18 protein-coding genes, 1 tRNA gene and 1 pseudogene are annotated in these 18,860 nt (G+C 54.8%); 11 read left to right on the forward strand and 9 right to left on the reverse strand.

The features are described 5' to 3' along the window. The gene (locus ACYZTX_RS12415) at nucleotides 1-213 is read right to left on the reverse strand and encodes a hypothetical protein (protein ID WP_462034272.1); all 213 of its coding nucleotides are present in this window, start codon (nucleotides 211-213) and stop codon (nucleotides 1-3) included. 131 nt (nucleotides 214-344) lie between these two features. Here ACYZTX_RS12415 and ACYZTX_RS12420 point away from each other — a divergent pair, with 131 nt between their 5' ends. After that, nucleotides 345-650: a hypothetical protein gene (locus tag ACYZTX_RS12420; RefSeq protein ID WP_462034273.1), complete on the forward strand. Its 306-nt coding sequence runs from the start codon at nucleotides 345-347 to the stop codon at nucleotides 648-650. 166 nt (nucleotides 651-816) lie between these two features. Then, nucleotides 817-1,137, forward strand: coding sequence for an I78 family peptidase inhibitor (locus ACYZTX_RS12425; RefSeq protein ID WP_462034274.1), 321 nt, complete (start codon nucleotides 817-819; stop codon nucleotides 1,135-1,137). A 72-nt stretch (nucleotides 1,138-1,209) separates the two neighbouring features. Here the strand turns inward: ACYZTX_RS12425 and ACYZTX_RS12430 are convergent, their stop codons facing one another. Continuing rightward, a complete protein-coding gene (locus ACYZTX_RS12430; protein WP_007905882.1) occupies nucleotides 1,210-1,422 on the reverse strand; it encodes a cold-shock protein in 213 nt (70 codons plus the stop codon). Between the two features lie 290 nt (nucleotides 1,423-1,712). Next, nucleotides 1,713-2,015 carry a hypothetical protein gene (locus ACYZTX_RS12435; RefSeq protein WP_462034275.1) on the reverse strand — a complete coding sequence of 101 codons (303 nt, stop codon included), beginning with the start codon at nucleotides 2,013-2,015 and terminating at the stop codon, nucleotides 1,713-1,715. Between the two features lie 372 nt (nucleotides 2,016-2,387). Here ACYZTX_RS12435 and thrS point away from each other — a divergent pair, with 372 nt between their 5' ends. The 9 genes from thrS (at nucleotide 2,388) to ACYZTX_RS12480 (ending at nucleotide 9,844) form a co-directional block, all read left to right on the forward strand. Continuing rightward, nucleotides 2,388-4,310 (forward strand): threonine--tRNA ligase, encoded by a 1,923-nt coding sequence (gene thrS, locus ACYZTX_RS12440; protein ID WP_095057989.1) that lies wholly within the window; start codon nucleotides 2,388-2,390, stop codon nucleotides 4,308-4,310. Continuing rightward, nucleotides 4,310-4,861, forward strand: a complete 552-nt coding sequence (infC, locus tag ACYZTX_RS12445; RefSeq protein ID WP_176469887.1) for a translation initiation factor IF-3 — start codon at nucleotides 4,310-4,312, stop codon at nucleotides 4,859-4,861. Before thrS ends, infC begins: the two co-directional genes overlap by 1 nt. Nucleotides 4,862-4,921: 60 nt before the next feature. Continuing rightward, nucleotides 4,922-5,116, forward strand: a complete 195-nt coding sequence (rpmI, locus tag ACYZTX_RS12450; protein WP_008145659.1) for a 50S ribosomal protein L35 — start codon at nucleotides 4,922-4,924, stop codon at nucleotides 5,114-5,116. Between the two features lie 28 nt (nucleotides 5,117-5,144). Further along, nucleotides 5,145-5,501: a 50S ribosomal protein L20 gene (gene rplT, locus ACYZTX_RS12455; RefSeq protein ID WP_007905879.1), complete on the forward strand. Its 357-nt coding sequence runs from the start codon at nucleotides 5,145-5,147 to the stop codon at nucleotides 5,499-5,501. Nucleotides 5,502-5,610: 109 nt separating this feature from the next. Continuing rightward, nucleotides 5,611-6,627 (forward strand): phenylalanine--tRNA ligase subunit alpha, encoded by a 1,017-nt coding sequence (gene pheS, locus ACYZTX_RS12460; protein WP_007905876.1) that lies wholly within the window; start codon nucleotides 5,611-5,613, stop codon nucleotides 6,625-6,627. Between the two features lie 26 nt (nucleotides 6,628-6,653). Next, nucleotides 6,654-9,035: a phenylalanine--tRNA ligase subunit beta gene (pheT, locus tag ACYZTX_RS12465; protein ID WP_462034276.1), complete on the forward strand. Its 2,382-nt coding sequence runs from the start codon at nucleotides 6,654-6,656 to the stop codon at nucleotides 9,033-9,035. Between the two features lie 3 nt (nucleotides 9,036-9,038). Beyond that, entirely contained in the window at nucleotides 9,039-9,341 is a 303-nt protein-coding gene (gene ihfA / locus ACYZTX_RS12470) for an integration host factor subunit alpha (RefSeq protein ID WP_002553164.1), read from the forward strand. Continuing rightward, nucleotides 9,322-9,678 (forward strand): MerR family transcriptional regulator, encoded by a 357-nt coding sequence (locus tag ACYZTX_RS12475; protein ID WP_003179985.1) that lies wholly within the window; start codon nucleotides 9,322-9,324, stop codon nucleotides 9,676-9,678. The genes ihfA and ACYZTX_RS12475 overlap by 20 nt, the downstream gene beginning before the upstream one ends. Nucleotides 9,679-9,767: 89 nt before the next feature. Next, nucleotides 9,768-9,844, forward strand: a tRNA-Pro gene (locus ACYZTX_RS12480). A 14-nt stretch (nucleotides 9,845-9,858) separates the two neighbouring features. Here the strand turns inward: ACYZTX_RS12480 and ACYZTX_RS12485 are convergent. The 6 genes and pseudogenes from ACYZTX_RS12485 to ACYZTX_RS12510 all read right to left on the reverse strand — a co-directional run bounded on the left by ACYZTX_RS12485 (nucleotide 9,859) and on the right by ACYZTX_RS12510 (nucleotide 18,484). Next, nucleotides 9,859-10,149 (reverse strand): hypothetical protein, encoded by a 291-nt coding sequence (locus ACYZTX_RS12485; protein ID WP_462034277.1) that lies wholly within the window; start codon nucleotides 10,147-10,149, stop codon nucleotides 9,859-9,861. A 1,235-nt stretch (nucleotides 10,150-11,384) separates the two neighbouring features. Then, a complete protein-coding gene (locus ACYZTX_RS12490) occupies nucleotides 11,385-12,110 on the reverse strand; it encodes an AAA family ATPase (RefSeq protein ID WP_462034278.1) in 726 nt (241 codons plus the stop codon). Nucleotides 12,111-12,156: 46 nt separating this feature from the next. Then, nucleotides 12,157-14,187, reverse strand: a complete 2,031-nt coding sequence (locus ACYZTX_RS12495; RefSeq protein WP_462034279.1) for a Mu transposase C-terminal domain-containing protein — start codon at nucleotides 14,185-14,187, stop codon at nucleotides 12,157-12,159. A 108-nt stretch (nucleotides 14,188-14,295) separates the two neighbouring features. Next, complete coding sequence (locus ACYZTX_RS12500; protein WP_462034280.1) at nucleotides 14,296-14,709, reverse strand: hypothetical protein; 414 nt, start codon at nucleotides 14,707-14,709, stop codon at nucleotides 14,296-14,298. 654 nt (nucleotides 14,710-15,363) lie between these two features. Then, a pseudogene (locus ACYZTX_RS12505) lies at nucleotides 15,364-15,522 on the reverse strand (transposase domain-containing protein); the annotation flags it as partial. A gap of 589 nt (nucleotides 15,523-16,111) precedes the next feature. Beyond that, on the reverse strand, nucleotides 16,112-18,484 hold the full coding sequence (locus ACYZTX_RS12510) for a TOTE conflict system archaeo-eukaryotic primase domain-containing protein (RefSeq protein ID WP_462034281.1): 2,373 nt from the start codon (nucleotides 18,482-18,484) through the stop codon (nucleotides 16,112-16,114). Nucleotides 18,485-18,860 lie beyond the last annotated feature (376 nt).

The following is an 18,860-nucleotide window of genomic DNA, read 5'->3' on the forward strand; positions in this document are numbered from 1 at the left end:
TTACTCTCTATCATTATGTTCTGCGCCTTTGTAGTCGACCGGGTACTTCTCGAACACCTGCGCGATAAAGGATCGTGCAGCTACAGTCCCCAACTCCTTGACCAGTAGATCGATGCCAATGATTGCCAACTCTTCAGGGCTGCCCGGGCTGTAAGAGCTGTGGCCCTGAGGCCACTTGGCTTTGATGTCGGCGTCGATGCTTACGGTGGTCATGATGGCGCTCGTGAAGTCGGAAAGTCTGAGTGTCGAGTTAACCATTTTGCGCGGCTTTTGGCACTCCGACTTAGGCATGAGGGGAGGGCTATGCGACACTTGGTCTTTGACGAATTTTCAAGGACTGTGCTGTGCAGATCGATTTGAACACTCCTGACGGCTTGACCCTTGAGGCCGTGCGTCAGCTGCTGGCCTCTGCCAGCGACGATGAGCACACTCAATTGCGGGTGACCAAGGGCGGCATCGCCTACATTTCATCAGGTGTTGTGGGCGGCACTGATATCAGCGGGCTGCTGTTTCGTCTGGAGACGTGGGCCAAGGGTTCCGGATATGTCGGATTGGTCGCGGCCAGTGACGAGGTCTGGGTCATGCAGATTTTCAATGCGCTGGAAGAGAACTGGCCGAATCCGCCGTTCGACTACATTGACGTCTATTGAACACTGTTCATATTCAGTCACGATTGAGTGGTAAACGGCAGGGCGATGCTCAGGCAAACTCGCCGCGTGTCCGAGTAGAGGGCAGGATGCTAGTACTCCCTGTGAAACCAAACGCCAGATTGGCGGTCGCACGATCTCAGCTTAACTATTGAAAAAAGGAGGCTTCATGCCTTGGAAACTCGCGTCATTGGGTACTTTGTTGGCCGTTGCCATGCTGGCCGGTTGCAGCACTACCTCCACCGAGTCGACAACAGACCCTGTCACGACGACTGATACGGGTCACAGCCGTTGTGAGGCCAAGGCGGCCGAATTTACCATCGGCAAAGCGGCTTCGCCCGCCCTGCTGGAGCAGGCGCGGACCCGCGCAGGTGCACAGAACGCACGATTCCTGTCGCCTAACGATATGGTGACCCTGGAGTACCGCTCCGATCGCCTGAACCTGAATACCGATGCTAGCCGGGTGGTTACCCGCGTCAACTGCGGCTGATCTTTTCAGGCTTTTGCTTCGCCCATAAAAAACCCCGTCACATGGACGGGGTTTTTTTAGTGCGGCTGAAAATTACTCAGCGCGGACTTGTGCAGCTTGCATACCCTTTTGGCCTTTCTCAGCCACGAAGGAAACGGTTTGGCCTTCTTTCAGGCTTTTGAAACCGTCGCTTTCGATAGCTTTGAAGTGTACGAACAGGTCGTCACCGCCACCTTGAGGAGTGATGAAGCCGAAGCCTTTTTCATCGTTGAACCATTTAACGGTGCCGGTTTGGCGATTAGACATGGTGTATCTCCAAGAAACATATATTTTCAGTAGTGCTGTGCTGCTCAGGCCAACTGGGCACACCGGGGTATCATAGTCGAAATGTTCGCTTTGGGAGCCCCCCGGACGTGCTGTTTGCCCTGCAGTCGCGTTCTGTTTGCTGCTTTGTTTGGCTGCAAGCCCCGTTTTAAAAGGCTTTCAGCCAAAAGTAAAGACAATAAAAAAACCTGTAAAACCTGAATAAATTGTACGAAAAAGCTCAAATCCAGCACTTTTTATCAGCGTTGAGCCGAGTCAAAAGGCCTTTTTACTCACTTTTTCGCCGGCGCATTGGCCTTGCATTTGGCGATCTGGCCCAACGCCTTTTGCTGCAATTCCGGGGTGGCCTTGTTGTCCATCAGCGCCTGGATATCAGCCGCCGGGTAAGACTTGATCGAATCAGCACCGCAAGCGCAGTGAGACTTCGCTGCAGCAGCACCGATTTGCGGGGTGGCTGCCTGAGTGCACTGAGCCATATATTTCTCGCGCTCGCCCTTCGGCCAATCGGCATGGGCGGCCATTGGCAGCAGTAGAACGATGGGGGCGACGACTGCGAACAAACGATTCAGACGCATGCTGGGATGCTCCTTTTGGGTCAATGTCTTGTTATCTGAGGGGTAAAGCGGGGTTCAAGTTCAGCACTCTGGCATAAATTGCATGATTTGCCCCAGTGCAAAGCCTCGTTGCATCGACGACCGTTCATCTGTGCTAGCATGCCTCGCTCGGCATTTGCAGGCTCCGGATGATCTTCAGTCCCGGTAGCGGCAAATGAGCGAATAACCCTGATTTGAATCCCAGTCACTCTGGTTCGGTTTTCCGGTTGGCCGCAAGGCTCCTGCCGCTGTAAGGCAGGCGTTCGTCATTGAATGGCCTGGATCGGATCTTGTACTGGCTCATCCCAACCCACGTGACCTTTGGTAGGGGTCACCACTAGGAGAGGAGGCGCCATGCCAACTATTACTCTTCCCGACGGCAGTCAACGTTCATTCGATCACCCGGTTTCCGTAGCCGAGGTCGCCGCATCCATCGGTGCCGGTCTGGCCAAAGCCACCGTGGCCGGCAAGGTCGATGGCAAGCTGGTCGACGCCAGCGACATCATCAACAGCGACGCTACGCTGCAAATCATTACGCCAAAGGATGAAGAGGGGCTGGAGATCATTCGCCACTCTTGTGCCCACCTGGTGGGGCATGCGGTCAAGCAGCTGTACCCGACTGCCAAGATGGTCATCGGTCCGGTCATCGACGAAGGCTTCTATTACGACATCGCCTTCGAACGTCCTTTCACTCCGGACGACCTGGCCGCCATCGAACAGCGCATGCAGCAGCTGATCGAAAAAGATTACGACGTGATCAAGAAAGTCACTCCGCGCGCCGAAGTGATCGAAGTGTTCAAGGCCCGCGGCGAAGACTACAAGCTGCGCCTGGTCGAGGATATGCCGAACGAACAGGCCATGGGCCTGTACTATCACGAAGAATACGTCGATATGTGCCGCGGTCCGCACGTGCCGAACACTCGCTTCCTGAAATCTTTCAAGCTGACCAAGTTGTCCGGCGCCTACTGGCGTGGCGATGCCAAGAACGAGCAATTGCAGCGCGTTTATGGCACCGCATGGGCCGACAAAAAGCAGTTGGCGGCTTACATCCAGCGCATCGAAGAAGCTGAAAAGCGCGATCATCGCAAGATCGGCAAGCGTCTGGGCCTGTTCCACACCCAGGAAGAGTCGCCGGGCATGGTTTTCTGGCACCCGAACGGCTGGACTCTGTATCAAGTGCTCGAGCAGTACATGCGCAAGGTTCAGCGCGACAACGGCTATCTGGAGATCAAGACTCCGCAAGTCGTTGACCGCAGCCTGTGGGAGAAATCCGGACACTGGGCCAACTACGCCGACAACATGTTCACCACTCAGTCGGAAAACCGCGACTACGCCATCAAGCCGATGAACTGCCCTTGCCACGTGCAGGTGTTCAATCAAGGCCTGAAGAGCTACCGCGAACTGCCGATGCGTCTGGCCGAATTTGGTGCCTGCCACCGTAATGAGCCATCGGGTGCGCTGCACGGCATCATGCGTGTGCGTGCGTTCACTCAGGACGACGCCCACATCTTCTGCACAGAAGAGCAGATGCAGGCCGAATCCGCAGCATTTATCAAGCTGACCATGGACGTCTACGCCGACTTCGGCTTCAAAGACGTCGAAATGAAGCTGTCCACTCGTCCGGAAAAACGCGTCGGCTCCGACGAACTGTGGGATCGCGCCGAAGCTGCATTGGCTGCAGCCCTTGATAGTGCTGGCCTGCCGTACGATCTGCAGCCGGGCGAGGGTGCTTTCTACGGTCCGAAGATCGAGTTCTCGCTGAAAGATTGCCTCGGCCGTGTCTGGCAGTGTGGTACCCTGCAGCTCGATTTTAACCTGCCTGTCCGTCTGGGAGCCGAATACGTCTCCGAAGACAACAGTCGCAAGCACCCGGTGATGTTGCACCGGGCGATCCTCGGATCCTTCGAACGTTTTGTCGGAATCCTGATCGAGCACTACGAGGGTGCATTCCCTGCGTGGCTGGCTCCGACCCAGGCAGTGATCATGAACATCACAGATAAACAGGCCGATTTTGCTGCTGAGGTTGAAAAAACTCTCAATGAAAGCGGATTTCGTGCCAAGTCTGACTTGAGAAATGAAAAGATCGGCTTTAAAATCCGCGAGCATACTTTGCTCAAGGTTCCTTATCTCTTGGTTATCGGAGATCGGGAAGTCGAGATGCAGACTGTCGCTGTGCGTACTCGTGAAGGTGCTGACCTGGGCTCGATGCCCGTCGCCCAGTTCGCTGAGTTTCTCGCGCAAGCGGTTTCCCGGCGTGGTCGCCCAGATTCGGAGTAATTACTATTAAGCGTGAAATGAGACAAGATAAACGAGCTGCACCGAAAGCCCCGATCAACGAGAATATCTCGGCACGCGAGGTTCGGTTAATTGGGGCTGAAGGTGAACAGCTTGGGATTGTGTCAATTGAAGACGCGCTTCTTAAGGCTGAAGAGGCCAAGCTGGATCTGGTGGAGATTTCCGCCGATGCAGTACCCCCTGTTTGCAAACTGATGGACTACGGCAAATCGATCTTCGAGAAGAAGAAGCAGGTTGCCGCGGCCAAGAAAAACCAGAAGCAGATTCAGGTTAAAGAAATCAAGTTTCGTCCAGGGACGGAGGAAGGGGATTACCAGGTAAAACTGCGCAACCTGGTACGTTTCCTGAGTGATGGGGACAGGGCCAAGGTATCCTTGCGATTCCGCGGCCGTGAGATGGCCCACCAGGAGCTGGGGATGGAACTCCTCAAGCGAGTTGAAGGTGACTTGCTCGAGTACGGTTCGGTCGAACAGCATCCTAAGATGGAAGGACGCCAGCTGATCATGGTCATCGCCCCGAAAAAGAAGAAATAATCAATAGGGCACGGCAGGCCTTCTGATTATGTTTATCAACTGAATGCGGAGTATCCGAACATGCCAAAAATGAAAACTAAAAGTGGTGCTGCTAAGCGGTTTCTGAAAACTGCTAACGGTATCAAGCACAAGCACGCTTTCAAGAGCCACATCCTGACTAAAATGTCGACCAAGCGTAAGCGTCAACTGCGCGGTAGCAGCTTGCTGGCACCGTGTGACGTGGCAAAAGTCGAGCGCATGCTGCGCCTTCGTTAATTTTAGTCAAGAATAGAGGAAGTAACTCATGGCTCGTGTAAAGCGTGGCGTCATTGCCCGTAAACGTCACAAAAAAATTCTGAAACTTGCTAAAGGCTACTACGGCGCTCGCTCGCGCGTATTCCGTGTTGCCAAGCAAGCGGTAATCAAGGCAGGCCAATACGCCTACCGTGACCGTCGTCAGAAAAAACGTCAGTTCCGCGCTCTGTGGATCGCTCGTATCAACGCTGGTGCACGTATCAACGGTCTGTCCTACAGCCGTTTCATCGCCGGCCTGAAAAAAGCGTCCATCGAGATCGACCGTAAGGTTCTGGCTGATCTGGCAGTGAACGAAAAAGCGGCGTTTGCTGCGATTGTCGAGAAAGCTAAAGCCACCTTGGCTTAAGTACCCCCGACAGTCACCCGGCCTCACCTCTGTGGGGCCAGGTGTTAAACGTCATAAATAGGGGAAGAGCCTTCAAGCTCTTCCCCTATTTTGTATCTGGAGTCTGTACATGGAAAACCTGGATGCGCTCGTCTCTCAAGCACTAGAGGCTGTGCAAAGCGCTGAAGATATCAATGCCCTGGAGCAAATCCGGGTTCACTACCTTGGCAAAAAGGGCGAATTGACTCAGGTGATGAAGACCCTGGGGAATTTGCCGGCAGAAGAGCGTCCGCAAGTCGGTGCTTTGATCAACGTTGCCAAGGAGCGTGTCACAGAGGTTCTCAATGCGCGCAAGGCACTGTTTGAAGAGGCCGACCTGGCCGCCAAACTGTCTGCCGAGTCCATTGACGTGACCCTGCCTGGCCGTGGCCAGACCTCGGGTGGTCTGCATCCGGTTACTCGCACTCTGGAACGTATCGAACAGTTCTTCACCCACATCGGCTACGGCATCGCCGAAGGTCCTGAGGTCGAAGACGACTACCACAACTTCGAAGCGCTCAACATCCCAGGCCATCACCCGGCCCGGTCGATGCATGACACCTTCTATTTCAATGCCAACATGTTGTTGCGCACCCATACCTCGCCGGTACAGGTCCGCACCATGGAATCGAAACAGCCGCCGATCCGCATCGTCTGCCCGGGCCGTGTGTACCGTAGCGACTCCGATATCACCCATTCGCCCATGTTCCACCAGGTCGAAGGCCTGCTGGTCGACCGCGATATCAACTTTGCCGACCTGAAAGGGACCATCGAAGAGTTTCTGCGCGTGTTCTTTGAAAAAGAACTGGCCGTGCGATTCCGTCCTTCCTACTTCCCGTTCACCGAGCCATCCGCTGAAGTCGACATGGAATGCGTGATGTGCAGCGGTAAAGGCTGCCGTGTCTGCAAGCAGACGGGCTGGCTGGAAGTGATGGGCTGCGGCATGGTTCACCCGAACGTGCTGCGCATGTCCGGGATCGACCCGGAAGAGTTTTCGGGCTTTGCCTTCGGCATGGGCGTTGAACGTCTGGCCATGCTGCGTTACGGCGTGAACGACTTGCGTCTGTTCTTCGACAACGACTTGCGGTTCCTCGCGCAATTTCGCTAGTCGTAACGAATTTTTAGGAGAGCAGGATGAAATTCAGTGAACAATGGCTGCGTGGCTGGGTAAGCCCGCAGGTAAGTCGCGACGAGCTGGTTGCTCGTCTGTCGATGGCCGGTCTTGAGGTCGATAGCGTTACGCTGGCCGCCGGCGAATTCACCGGTGTGGTGGTGGGCGAGGTGCTAAGCACCGAACAGCATCCGGACGCCGACAAGTTGCGTGTTTGCCAGGTCAGTAATGGCTCGGAGACCTTCCAGGTCGTTTGCGGTGCGCCAAACGTGCGCCCGGGCCTGAAAATCCCGTTCGCCATGATCGGTGCCGAACTGCCAGGCGACTTCAAAATCAAGAAAGCAAAGCTGCGTGGCGTTGAGTCCAACGGCATGCTGTGCTCCCAGTCCGAGCTGCAAGTCGGCGAAGGCAACGATGGTCTGATGGAGTTACCGGCCGATGCGCCGGTGGGTCAGGATATTCGTGAATACCTGAGCCTGGACGACGCCAGCATCGAGGTCGACCTGACCCCGAACCGCGGCGATTGCCTGTCCCTGGCCGGTCTGGCCCGTGAAGTCGGCGCGCTGTACGCCGCTGAAGTCACCCGCCCGGTGGTTGCTGTCGTGCCAGCCGTGCACGATGAAGTGCGTTCGGTTGAAGTGCTGGCGCCTGCCGCTTGCCCGCGTTACCTGGGTCGTGTGATCCGTAACGTCGACCTGTCCAAGCCGACACCGTTGTGGATGGTCGAGCGCTTGCGTCGTGGCGACGTGCGCAGCATCGACGCTGCCGTCGACATCACCAATTACGTGATGCTGGAACTGGGTCAACCGCTGCACGCGTTCGATCTCGCCGAAATCAATGGCGGCATCCGCGTGCGCATGGCTGAAGAAGGCGAGAAGCTGGTGCTGCTCGATGGTCAGGAGGTCAGCCTGCGTAGCGATACGCTGGTGATTGCCGACCACACCCGCGCCCTGGCAATCGCCGGCGTGATGGGTGGTGAGCACAGCGGTGTCAACACTGCGACCACTCGCGACGTATTCCTGGAAAGCGCGTTCTTCGATCAGATTGCAGTCGCAGGCAAGGCTCGTTCCTACGGTCTGCACACCGATGCTTCGCACCGCTATGAGCGTGGCGTGGACTGGCAACTGGCCCGTGAAGCCATGGAGCGTGCCACTGGCCTGCTGCTGGAAATTACTGGCGGTGAGGCTGGCCCGATTATCGAAACCGTCAGCGAGCAGCATCTGCCGTCGATTGCGCCGGTTACTCTGCGTGCGCAACGCATCACTCAGATGCTGGGCATGGAAATGGATTCGGCTGAAGTCGAGCGTCTGCTCAGTGGCTTGGGTCTGAAGATTGCTGCCGATGGGGCAGGGCAGTGGCGCGTTGAAGTGCCAAGCCATCGCTTCGACATCAGTCTGGAAGTTGATCTGATCGAAGAGCTGGCCCGTCTGTACGGTTACAACCGTCTACCGGTTCGTTACCCGCAAGCTCGTCTGGCGCCGCAAGCCAAGGCTGAAGCGCGTAGCGATCTGCCTGAGCTGCGCCGTCTGCTGGTAGCCCGTGGTTATCAGGAAGCGATCACCTACAGCTTCATCGATCCGAAACAATTTGAGCTGTTTAATCCTGGTGTTGAACCGCTGTTGCTGGCCAACCCGATTTCGAACGACATGGCCGCCATGCGTTCGTCCCTGTGGCCTGGTCTGGTCAAGGCACTTCAGCACAACCTGAACCGTCAGCAGGATCGTGTCCGTTTGTTCGAAAGCGGCCTGCGTTTCGTCGGTCAGCTGGAAGGCCTGAAGCAAGAGCCGATGCTGGCGGGTGTTGTTTGCGGTAGCCGTCTGCCGGAAGGCTGGGCACAAGGTCGCGATGTCGTGGACTTCTTCGACGTCAAAGCCGACGTGGAAGCGGTGTTGGGTTTTGCCGGTGCACTGGGTTCGTTCACTTTCGTACCGGGCAAACATCCTGCGCTGCACCCGGGTCAAACCGCACGCATCGAACGTGAAGGTCGATTGGTCGGCTTCGTCGGTGCTATTCACCCTGAATTGTCGAAAACCCTCGGTCTCGACCGTCCGGTCTTCGTTTTCGAGCTGGTTCTGGCGGAAGTGGCATTGGGCAAAATGCCTAAATTCCAGGAGTTATCGCGCTTTCCTGAAGTGCGTCGTGACTTGGCACTGATTGCGGCCAAGGACGTCGCGGCCAGCGCTGTACTGGATGTAATCCGTGAAAATGCAGGCGAATGGCTCACAGACCTCAGGCTATTTGACGTATATCAGGGTAAAGGCATTGATCCTGATAGAAAAAGCCTTGCAGTCGGCTTGACCTGGCAGCATCCATCGCGCACTCTTAATGACGATGAGGTGAATACCACGACGCAAAACATCCTCACCTCGCTCGAACAAAGGTTGAACGCCACGTTAAGGAAGTGACGTATGGGGGCTCTGACGAAAGCTGAGATGGCGGAACGTCTGTATGAAGAGCTGGGCCTGAATAAACGGGAAGCCAAGGAATTGGTCGAACTGTTTTTTGAAGAAATCAGGCACGCTCTTGAAGACAACGAACAAGTCAAATTGTCTGGTTTCGGCAATTTCGACCTTCGGGACAAACGCCAGCGGCCTGGCCGCAATCCGAAAACGGGTGAAGAAATCCCGATCACGGCTCGCCGTGTGGTCACCTTTCGTCCAGGGCAGAAGTTGAAGGCCCGAGTTGAGGCTTATGCTGGAACCAAGTCATAACGACGAGCTACCCGTCATCCCGGGCAAACGCTACTTCACCATTGGTGAAGTCAGCGAGCTGTGTGCGGTAAAACCACACGTGCTGCGCTACTGGGAGCAGGAGTTTCCTCAACTCAACCCGGTCAAACGCCGCGGAAACCGCCGGTATTATCAGCGACAAGACGTGCTGATGATCCGGCAGATCCGCGCGCTTCTTTACGATCAAGGGTTCACCATCGGCGGTGCACGCTTGCGATTGTCCGGTGATGAAGCTAAAGACGACACCACTCAATACAAGCAAATGATTCGCCAGATGATCGCCGAACTGGAAGATGTTCTGGTGGTACTCAAGAAATAAATTCCTGCTTTTAAATACTTCCAGTTTTCAAAAGCTTGCGATATATTCTTGAGCGCTCTTCGAGAAGGAGAGCGAGTTTCACGCCTAGTCGGGGCGTAGCGCAGTCCGGTAGCGCACTAGCATGGGGTGCTAGGGGTCGAGTGTTCGAATCACTCCGTCCCGACCATATTTTTCAATGACTTAGCCCGATTCGGAAACGACCGGGCTTTGTTGTTTCTGGGCTTTGATCATATTGGTCACCGTTGGGTCACCGTTAGCAAAAAGCTCGTAAAGTGCCATGCGGGGCTTCGTCACGTTGAAGCCTGTCAAGGCTGATGTGAGTTCACGCCGCTTCTGGCCCTTTTTCGTGCTGCCTTTGGCACCAATCCTGTCTGATATTTCTCTTCCTTTCTCCGCTTTTTCGCATGTCAGATAGCCTTGCCAAGCGCCCTGTTTCCGGGCGATTAGGGCGTTTTTCCTCACCCGCTCCACGGCGCTAAACCCTGGAAGCTCAGTTCCGATTCTTCGTTCTTAAAGGTCACCATCCCAAATCAGCGAAACCGGCTGTACGTCAAGCGGGCCGTGCCTTTGAAGACAAACGGAAGCAGCGAAAGCACCTTTAGGCCGGACTTCCGATTGTGCGCTAGGGAAACGGAACAGAGCGCGGGGAGGCGGGGAGGGTGGTTGGGCAATCGCCAGGTCTGCGGAAGGTCTCTAGTCGCCGGCCGAGCCCTTTGATCACAAGGTCCTGGGGCCGATTTGGGATCAAACCATCGCGTCCGAGAGCCTGACGGATACCTCCAAATTCGACGTTTTTGGGCCCAAACCGCAGTGCCAAACAGACCGCAAATTCACCCGACTTCTTGCTGTTTTGGTGACAAACCATTTTGCAGGTAGTTGGCACCGATTGAGTGCCGCTGAACCCTCGAAAGATCCGTCGGCCGCGGCTTCTAGCGGTCAGCTCGGAATCTCTTTCAAGGTCCTGGTCGGTGCCAAATCCGCTGCTAACTCACATAGAAAGGAATCAGAAATGATTTTTTGCGGTTGAATTGGCACTAGATGGGGTACAGCGACGAAGAAGGCTATAGGGCGTGGGTATCGAGGATTCAGAACAATCGGAACTTACAACTCATGGTTTGAGCGTTTGGAGGGAAGAACGTAAACGACTGTCCCGAGATTCGGATCAAAAAGCTGCCCGCTGCGCTGAATTACCGGAGGTAACGGTCCGGTATACATTCCATATGCTAGGCGATAACGCGCTTGTCTTCCGGGTCGCGCTGGTATCGTTACGTCTAAATACCCTGCCCAATTTAGCCACTTAAGAAAGTTCTTGGCTGTTGAAGTGCTGGTGTTCGTTGCATGGCTGGCGTGGGCCGCCAGCTCCGTGGCGTTGATGTCTTTGAGCATGTGTAACGTTCTCCACATAGCCTCTGTGCCTTGCCCAACTTTGCTAGGGCTCCCATCTAATTTGAGCCGAGGAGCCTCGACTCCAGTATCAAGCATTAATTTGTATATTTTCTGAGTACCAGCTCCTTCTCCTCGTTCAAGGTAGCCTCCCTTACGAAGAGAATCGACGTAGGTCTTAACTGTTTCGTCCGGAATGCTGGTTAGGCGACTGATTGTGTAAATACTTATCCCCTGCGGTTGGTTCCTCAGCGTCTCCCAAATTCTCTGTCGATTATCTCGCCCCTCTAAGATGGTCAGATGAGCAGGCTTACGGCCATTACTCATTTTACGTTTTTCCTCAACGGCGGCTCACCGGTAAACCAGCCGCGCTGTCCCCATTGCAAAAGACTGACAGAAGACCAACCTTGCGTCTGGGCTTCAGAAAATACGCGATGAAGATTGACGACCACTCGGCGTAAACAACCCCTCACTGTCAGCCTCAGGCTTTCTAAAAGGTCATCGTCAAAGCGGAGTTCGGGATAGCTCTGCTGCGTTAGAGCCCTAATGTCATCTTTAGACGCCGGCTGGGCGGGTACCCACTCTAGAACGCGGTTATGAAGCCGCTCTAGCTTCGCTAAGCTTGCAGGGATACGTTCTTCTCCGATGAGAATGATCGTGGCTCTGCTCGAGTTGTAGATGTCTGTCAGGACGTTTGCAGCAGGCTTGTCTAAGAGATATTGGGCGTCATCAATGATAAGAGGCCTACCGCTGCGGGATAGTTGATCTGAAATCTGGTCAACCATTTCTGATGTTGTACGGCTTGGCATGACGGTCATCTCCCTTAGAACTGCGGTCAAGAAAGCTTTCTTCGTCCAGGTATCTCGACATTCTATGTAATAGGCGCGATATACGTTCGCTGCGAAGGTGGCCCCCACAGTTTTTCCCAAGCCACTTGCTCCGTACATGACAACCAGCCCTGGCAAGTTTTTCGGTCGAGCTAAAGATTTTTCAATTGCACTTGCTATAAGGCCAACATTTGTCAAAGGCGCTATTTTTGTTGCACTCATATCAATTCAGCCTTCTCATATTTTTGAATCTGTGGTGTGGTAAAAGTTAGCTTTCGACATGTTCAAACATTCGGCGCATAGCAGCAAACTCAACGTCTGTTTGATAGTTTGAATGCCAGATGGATTCATCTTTTGTTAGAGGTGAACTATTGCATATGTCTGCGTTCAATTTTTGCCATAGTCGATATTTCGCTATTGGGTCGGGTGGCAACGTAAATGGGGTAGAGCCCGAATCGATAAGTGCTATAGCGACTCGTTTAGCCTCGGCAAGCCGAGCGGCGTCAAGTGTTGGTGCAGAAAAGTGCTCAACTATACTCATGTGATTTTTTTTATCACTAAGCATTTTAAGTTTTTCTAATGTTCGCCTTATTTGACCATGTTCCCGTTTTTCGTACGCTTGTTCTACCATCGATTTCGGCATGTACGGGCTGGCGTTTCCATCGAGATGTGCCTCACCTATTAATTCACCACTGAGATTTCTGACCCATACCCTCGAAGCATCACGAAGGTCATAGCTGATACGAACATCCGCCCCATGGAAGTCTCGCAAGCTGTCTAGAAAATATTTGTTCCCGGCCCAACTGATTTCGCCGCGACGGGTGGGGCGAATTACTTGAGGGCGCATTACATCATTCAAGACATCCGAAGGAGCAATAATTGCCTGCCAGCCAGTTGAGCTTGCTCTTGCCCAAGCTTCATTTGGACTTAAGTGTCGGCGTTTGCCTGTAATAGGGTCGCGAACTTTGGAAAGTCCTCGATGAGGGGCGTTGTTATAAGTTTCGATCTCGTACTCAATGCCAGCCATAAACGTTTCGAAACTAGGTATGAGACTGGTGCCTCCGTTTTCTCGAATCTGCTTGCGGCTGATACGAAATGCTTTGGAGCTTGCATGTCGATCCATGTCTGCGCCGATGTAGCTAGTAAGCTTCTTCGCGGCGTTAACCCAGATTGTTTTATGGGCGCGTTCAATTAGGCCGCGTGCTTGGCTATTGTATGGTAGGGCATGGGTAAGAGTTCCTCCCAGTCGCTCAACTACCTCTCGAACAGTATCGTTTACAAAACCGGATCCGTTGTCGACATATAGCAACGCAAACATACCGTGCTGTACCGCATCTCTTAGAGCATCAATGACTGCGATTGAGGATTCCGACTCTCCAATGGATATTCTGACAACCTTTCGGGTTGCCACATCAATCACTGTGGTAGCTTCGGGTCTGTATGGCTTTCCCGTGCGAGGATTAATTATCTCTGCGTCGAATTTATGACCGTCAGCCGTGAATACGTCACAAGGCATTAGATCTTTGGTTGTGCGGCGTCTAAATGGTTGAAGAGCTTTGAGCTGTTGAGCAGTATGACGGCCTATATTGCGAGCCTCTGGACTGAGTTTGTCTAGGAATCGGCGTACCTGATGAATACTCGGTCGGTCAGAGGCGTATTTTTTGCAGAATTCCATATAGCTGGCTTCAACGCTAGGTTTTGTCGGCCGCTGATAGCAACGCAAGAAATCGGTACTCCAGAGCGGCATAGTCAGATCTTTTCTGCGGCGGCCTGGTGCTAATCCAACCTCCCCATGCTCACGGTATTTACTTAGCCAACGCTTTAGCGTCCTTTCTGACAGAGTTGAAATTGGCGTCGAGCGATCATTGGCAAACAGAAGGCGATCTTGCAGAAAGAGATCCAGCTTGCGTTCCTTGGAGAATGCTACTGTCACTGCAATAGCCTGCTTTTGAGTCATGGCTGACGTCATTCTCTCTATTTCCAAAACGAATGAAAGACGAGCCCCCATAGTTAGGCGTTGATCATCATTTAGCGCTGTGGCGGAGAAGGGGGTGGATTTTCCTTTTTCCGGAAAGCATTGTTTATGGTCAGAAAAGTCTGAGCAGGATTGGGTTTGCGCTGCGATTATCGCCGTTTGTGTCTCTGTTGGTAGTACGTTGAGAGGATACTCAATTGCCTTACTATGTGAGCGGCGTTGACCTGGCCAGTTTTCGCGAGCGGCTCGTGCTTTTACGCCTCGAACAGTACTGGGCATGCCTATTTTTCCTGATAGCTCTTTAGCTGTGTACCCGCTTTTCATAGGTACCTCTGATATTTAATCAGTGACGAAGAGGCATTGGTCCAGAATGTCGATTATTGTTGGCCATTCTAGGTGATGATTTTGTTTGGCTTAAGGTTCTGATCTCGATTAGTGAGAAGTCGCCGCGTTACCCAGGAGCTGGGTAAGCAGTTCGTTATTTTCCTTAAGTAGTGCTGTCAGATATAAGTTTATAACAAGCCTCGCGTTATAATTCTCATGGTATGTTGGACAAATATCTTGTATTGAGGGGTATCCATAATTAAGCTCGTCATCAATTTCAGCGGGGCGTAGATTAATGCTGTCATTGAATTGATCATAAGGTCGGCCAGCATGGTACCTGCTGATCATATGATGCATGCTGCCGATTATTGTGGCTTCAATTGAAACTTCAGTATACGGCTTCCCATTTTTGGTGTAGTGATATGGCCCTGACAGGTCGTATTCGACTGTCTCCAGTTCGCCTACAAACGGCTCAAGCGGGCTGTAATTTGTTCGCTGAGTGGTGTTGGTTTTGATAATCACATTTGGCTCCTTGCTACGGTATGTATTAGGAATGTAGGACTCGAATTTTGATCGTCAATGTTAGGTATTAAATATTTTTATTGCTGATATGTATTGTGAGTTGGTTTCATGGCTGTACCCCCAAGTCAGATGAGTGGCTCGATATCGAAGTGACCGTGGTAGTCAGTCCAGAAAGATACCTTTCCTTTTCTGACACTTTTTTCATTTTTGGTTTTATGATCGGAACCGATTCGGGGTGTTTGTAATGAAGAGATTCTTATGTTTATCCCGATTTACAGTGCGGATATCAACGAGAATTCCGCTCAGCTACGCGCTTGGCATAAAGCGTGGGAGGTTGTTGTTTACTCGTTGCTGTGCCGACATTGCGGCTCACGCCAATAGCTGTGCCAAGCTTGGGAGCTATTTAGGCATTATTCCGTACGTTCACGACTGAAGCTGCATGGATTCCAAGGCACGATGTTGCTTGCTTGTATCTTCGGAGCTGTCCGCTAACGGTCCAGTTCAGTCTGTGCGGTCTCTCTGAAGCCTCCTAACGAAGCCGGCTTGGCGCCGGAATATATCCAGAGGAGGGCGGAGTCTGGCCGATTGTTGCTGGTCTCCTGAGACGGCCGTTGAGAAAGCTAGGTAAGCGTCTACCGAGCACACCTTGCGTGTTTAAACGGGTGCCCACCTATGCGGCAGCAACTCCGTAATTTCACTCGCCCGCTGCGTCGGTAGACGCGTGAGAACATGCTTCAAATAACCTCGGGACTCGAACGCTTTGAGCAGCACGTCGGCGACTTTTAAGGCGCGTGCTTGCTGCGCTAGAGACACCGAGATGCTCAGCGCTGGACGTCGCGTACTGGGCATCTCGCGTGCGTCAATCAGCGGTTTTTTCAGCGATTCGCGCGTGGCGGCGACCAGTGGACGCCAGTGGCGGATGTGGTCAGGCACGACGATGTGATTGGCCGGGTCGCGCTCGAAGGTCAGCACTACGGCCAGCCGTTCATCCATCGGCTGTGGCACAGGCGGCGCGGTGGTGCGAAACAGGTGCATCGGGTGCCCAATGTATTCGCGCAGCTTCGGGCGCGGCGCAACCGGCTTGCCGGCTTTGAGCCGCGTCCAATAGCCTCGGGGGGGCGTGGGAATCTGAAGGCGGCGACAGAGTTTATGAAGTCCCACGTCGGACAGTTGGTAGCGCGGTGCGACGGCCGTCACAGGTTCTGTCCAGATCTCGGCGAGCAGCTTGGCCCGGTCGTACTTTTGCAGCATCAGCGCGGTCCTCTACCAGGAGGGCGAACCCTTGTCCCAAACGGTATCAGGGTGGCCGGATTTCTCACCGCGCCTCATGCTCGACCCAGTTGCCAAGTGGACTTTGTCTCATTGGCTCATCTTGTCAGGAGGTACACCCCACATATACCGGCTAGAGCAGTGCCATTGTGGTCGACGGATCTGCCAGCCGGTACCCCATCGCTTTATAGCCTGCCTTGCGCTTTTCCCACATCCTCAGCAAGGCGACCTGGCCCTCATCCACGAAGTCGATCACCTGGATGTCGGCCTTGGCGGCGTGCGCTCGATGCAGGCGCCCGGCGTATTGCTGAAGGATGCCTCGCCAGGAAATGGGCATGGCCAGCACCAGGGTGTCCAGCGGTGGGTGGTCAAAGCCCTCGCCGATGAGCGTGCCGGTGGCCAGGAGCACCCGAGGGGCGGCTTCGGGCAAAGATTCCAAGGCGCTGATCAGCGACGTCCGCTGTTTCTTGGGCAGGCGGCCATGCAGGGTAAACAGATTCGCCACCTGCTCCCTGAGCGCGACGTCTAGCGTCTCCACATGCTCGGTGCGTTGGGTCAGTACCAGTACCTTTCGGCCTTGCCGGTAAGCCTGCACCACCGCAGAAACGATGGTCGCCGTGCGTTGTGCATCATCGGCCAGTCGCCTGAATACCTCCTGGATGCCCGCGCCCTCGGGGACGAGGATCGGGCCGGACAGCAGGCGAGGGCTCACGGACAAGTCGTGAGGGGCGCTGGCCGGGCGAGCCGCCGTATGGCGGATCGGCCCACACTGCATGAAAATGATGGGCTGCTGCCCATCACGACGGATCGGGGTGGCGGTGAGTCCCAGGACGTAACGTGCGGGAGCACTCCTCAGCAGGGCCTCGAAGGACACCGCCGATAAGTGATGACATTCGTCGATGATGATCTGGCCGTAATTTTTCACCAAGTCGCTGATCTCACCCTGGCGCGACAGCGATTGCATGACGGCGATATCGATCTGGCCGGTGAGCTTGGGCTTGCCGCCGCCCAAGGTGCCGACGACTTCTTTGCCGACGCCGAGGAACGCCTGCAAGCGTTCTTGCCACTGCCGGAGCAGCTCGGTCCGGTGCACCAACACCAAGGTGTTCACACGCCGCCTGGCAATCAGCGCCGCTGCACTTACGGTTTTACCGAACGCTGTCGGCGCGCAGAGGATACCGGTGTCATGCGCTTGCATGGCGGTGACGGCCGTTTCCTGGTCAGGGCGCAGCGTGCCGAGGAAACTGACGTCCAACGGATGGCCCGCGAAACGCTCGTCTTCCACCAATGGCGTGATCTGGTACTCCGCCAGCAGCGCCTGCACCGCTTCCCAGCAGCCACGGGGCAAGGCGATATGTTTGGGGAAATTCTGTGCGCAGCCAATGACTCTGGGTTTGTTCCATACCGACAGGCGTAGGGCCTGCGCTTTATAAAACTCGGGATTCTGAAACGCCGCGAGGCGGATCAACTGATTGGCCAAGGGTTGAGGCAGCTGGGCCTTTTCAAAGTAGATCAGATTCGCCAGGGTGATGCTCAGGGTGGCCGGCATCGGGCCGTTGAGCTTCTGTGGTCGAGGCGAGGGGGCTTTCCATGGCTGGGCTCCTTCTTCTTCATCGACGTTCGCCACACCAATGGGGTCGCGGTTGCCCATGGCCAGGGTAATGACAGGGTGGAGGCGCTCGGGGTTCATGCGTTGGAGGGTGGCGAGGAACGCCCACTGATCGGCATAGGGCACCAGGGCGTCGTCGACAAACACGCTGTGATGCTGGGCCCTGGCGCGTTTTTGCAGCGGCAACGCGATCAAGTTGCCAAAGCCGCCTTTGGGCAGGGTGTCCTGGTTGGGAAACAACCGGTCGTAGGAACTGAGCGACAATTGCCGCGTGCGTTCACAGGCATGGCTGATGATGGCGGCCCCGAGACGACGGGCATCGCTGGCCAGCACCTTGTCCTCGAAGAAGATCCAGGCATGCGCGCCGTTGCCCGAGCGTGAGACTTCCAAGGCGACGGGCACGTCGAGCGCCTGGCAGGACTCCACGAATGCGCGGGCGTCATCGCGCCATTCGGCCTCGTCGAAGTCGGCGGCCAGAAAGTAGCAGGTATCGTCCTTCAGCAGGGGGTAGACACCGACGACGACCGCGCCGGCCAGGTGGCGAAAGATGACGTCGTCGGTCACGGCCAGCAGTTGGCGCTGGTGGCAGTCGGCGCATTTAATCCGGGGTTTCTCGCAGATCCCCGGACGCCACTCGTTCGCGCAGGCGGGCGCATAGCCGGACTTGCCGCTGTTGCTTTCCCAGCGTAGCGGGTAGATGTCGGTACGGCCTCTGAACAAGCTCCGAAAGAGGGCGACCTTGCTGCGGGTGTCCAGGGTGGACGACGGATCAACGGGCGCCAGGGGGATCAGCGCCGGTTCGAAAGGCGGCTGCCAATCGATGCCGTGCGCGTCGAGCAAGGCAATCAAGCGCGCGTTCTCCGCCTGGAGTGTCGCCAACAGCTGGGTGTCGGTCACCGCATCGAGCCTCGGTGTTGGGGAATGACCTGTGGGGTTTAGGCTATCAGTCGGCGGGGGGCGGGATCAAACCGCCGGGCCGGGTGCGTCGTCCGGCGTTTAACCGATACCGTGTTATGCGCACAGCGGTTCGACTGCGCAATTAGCATGTGCTGCAAATGTCTGATGGGATTAACCTCGGTTACCCGCTCCAAAGCTTCCTGGTAATCGAGCCCAAGAGTCCAGCATGTCAACACGCTTGGCTTTTTTGTTGGATTTTTTTGTGGTGATCTTGGCAGTGATTTGAGTGGCTTGTTTCGCATGCTTTATCGTAGCTTGGCGAGCAGGTTTGGCCTTTAGAAAGTATCCGATCCATGAAGCACACCTATCGCCAGGT

Source organism: Pseudomonas sp. MDT1-17 (assembly GCF_054898105.1).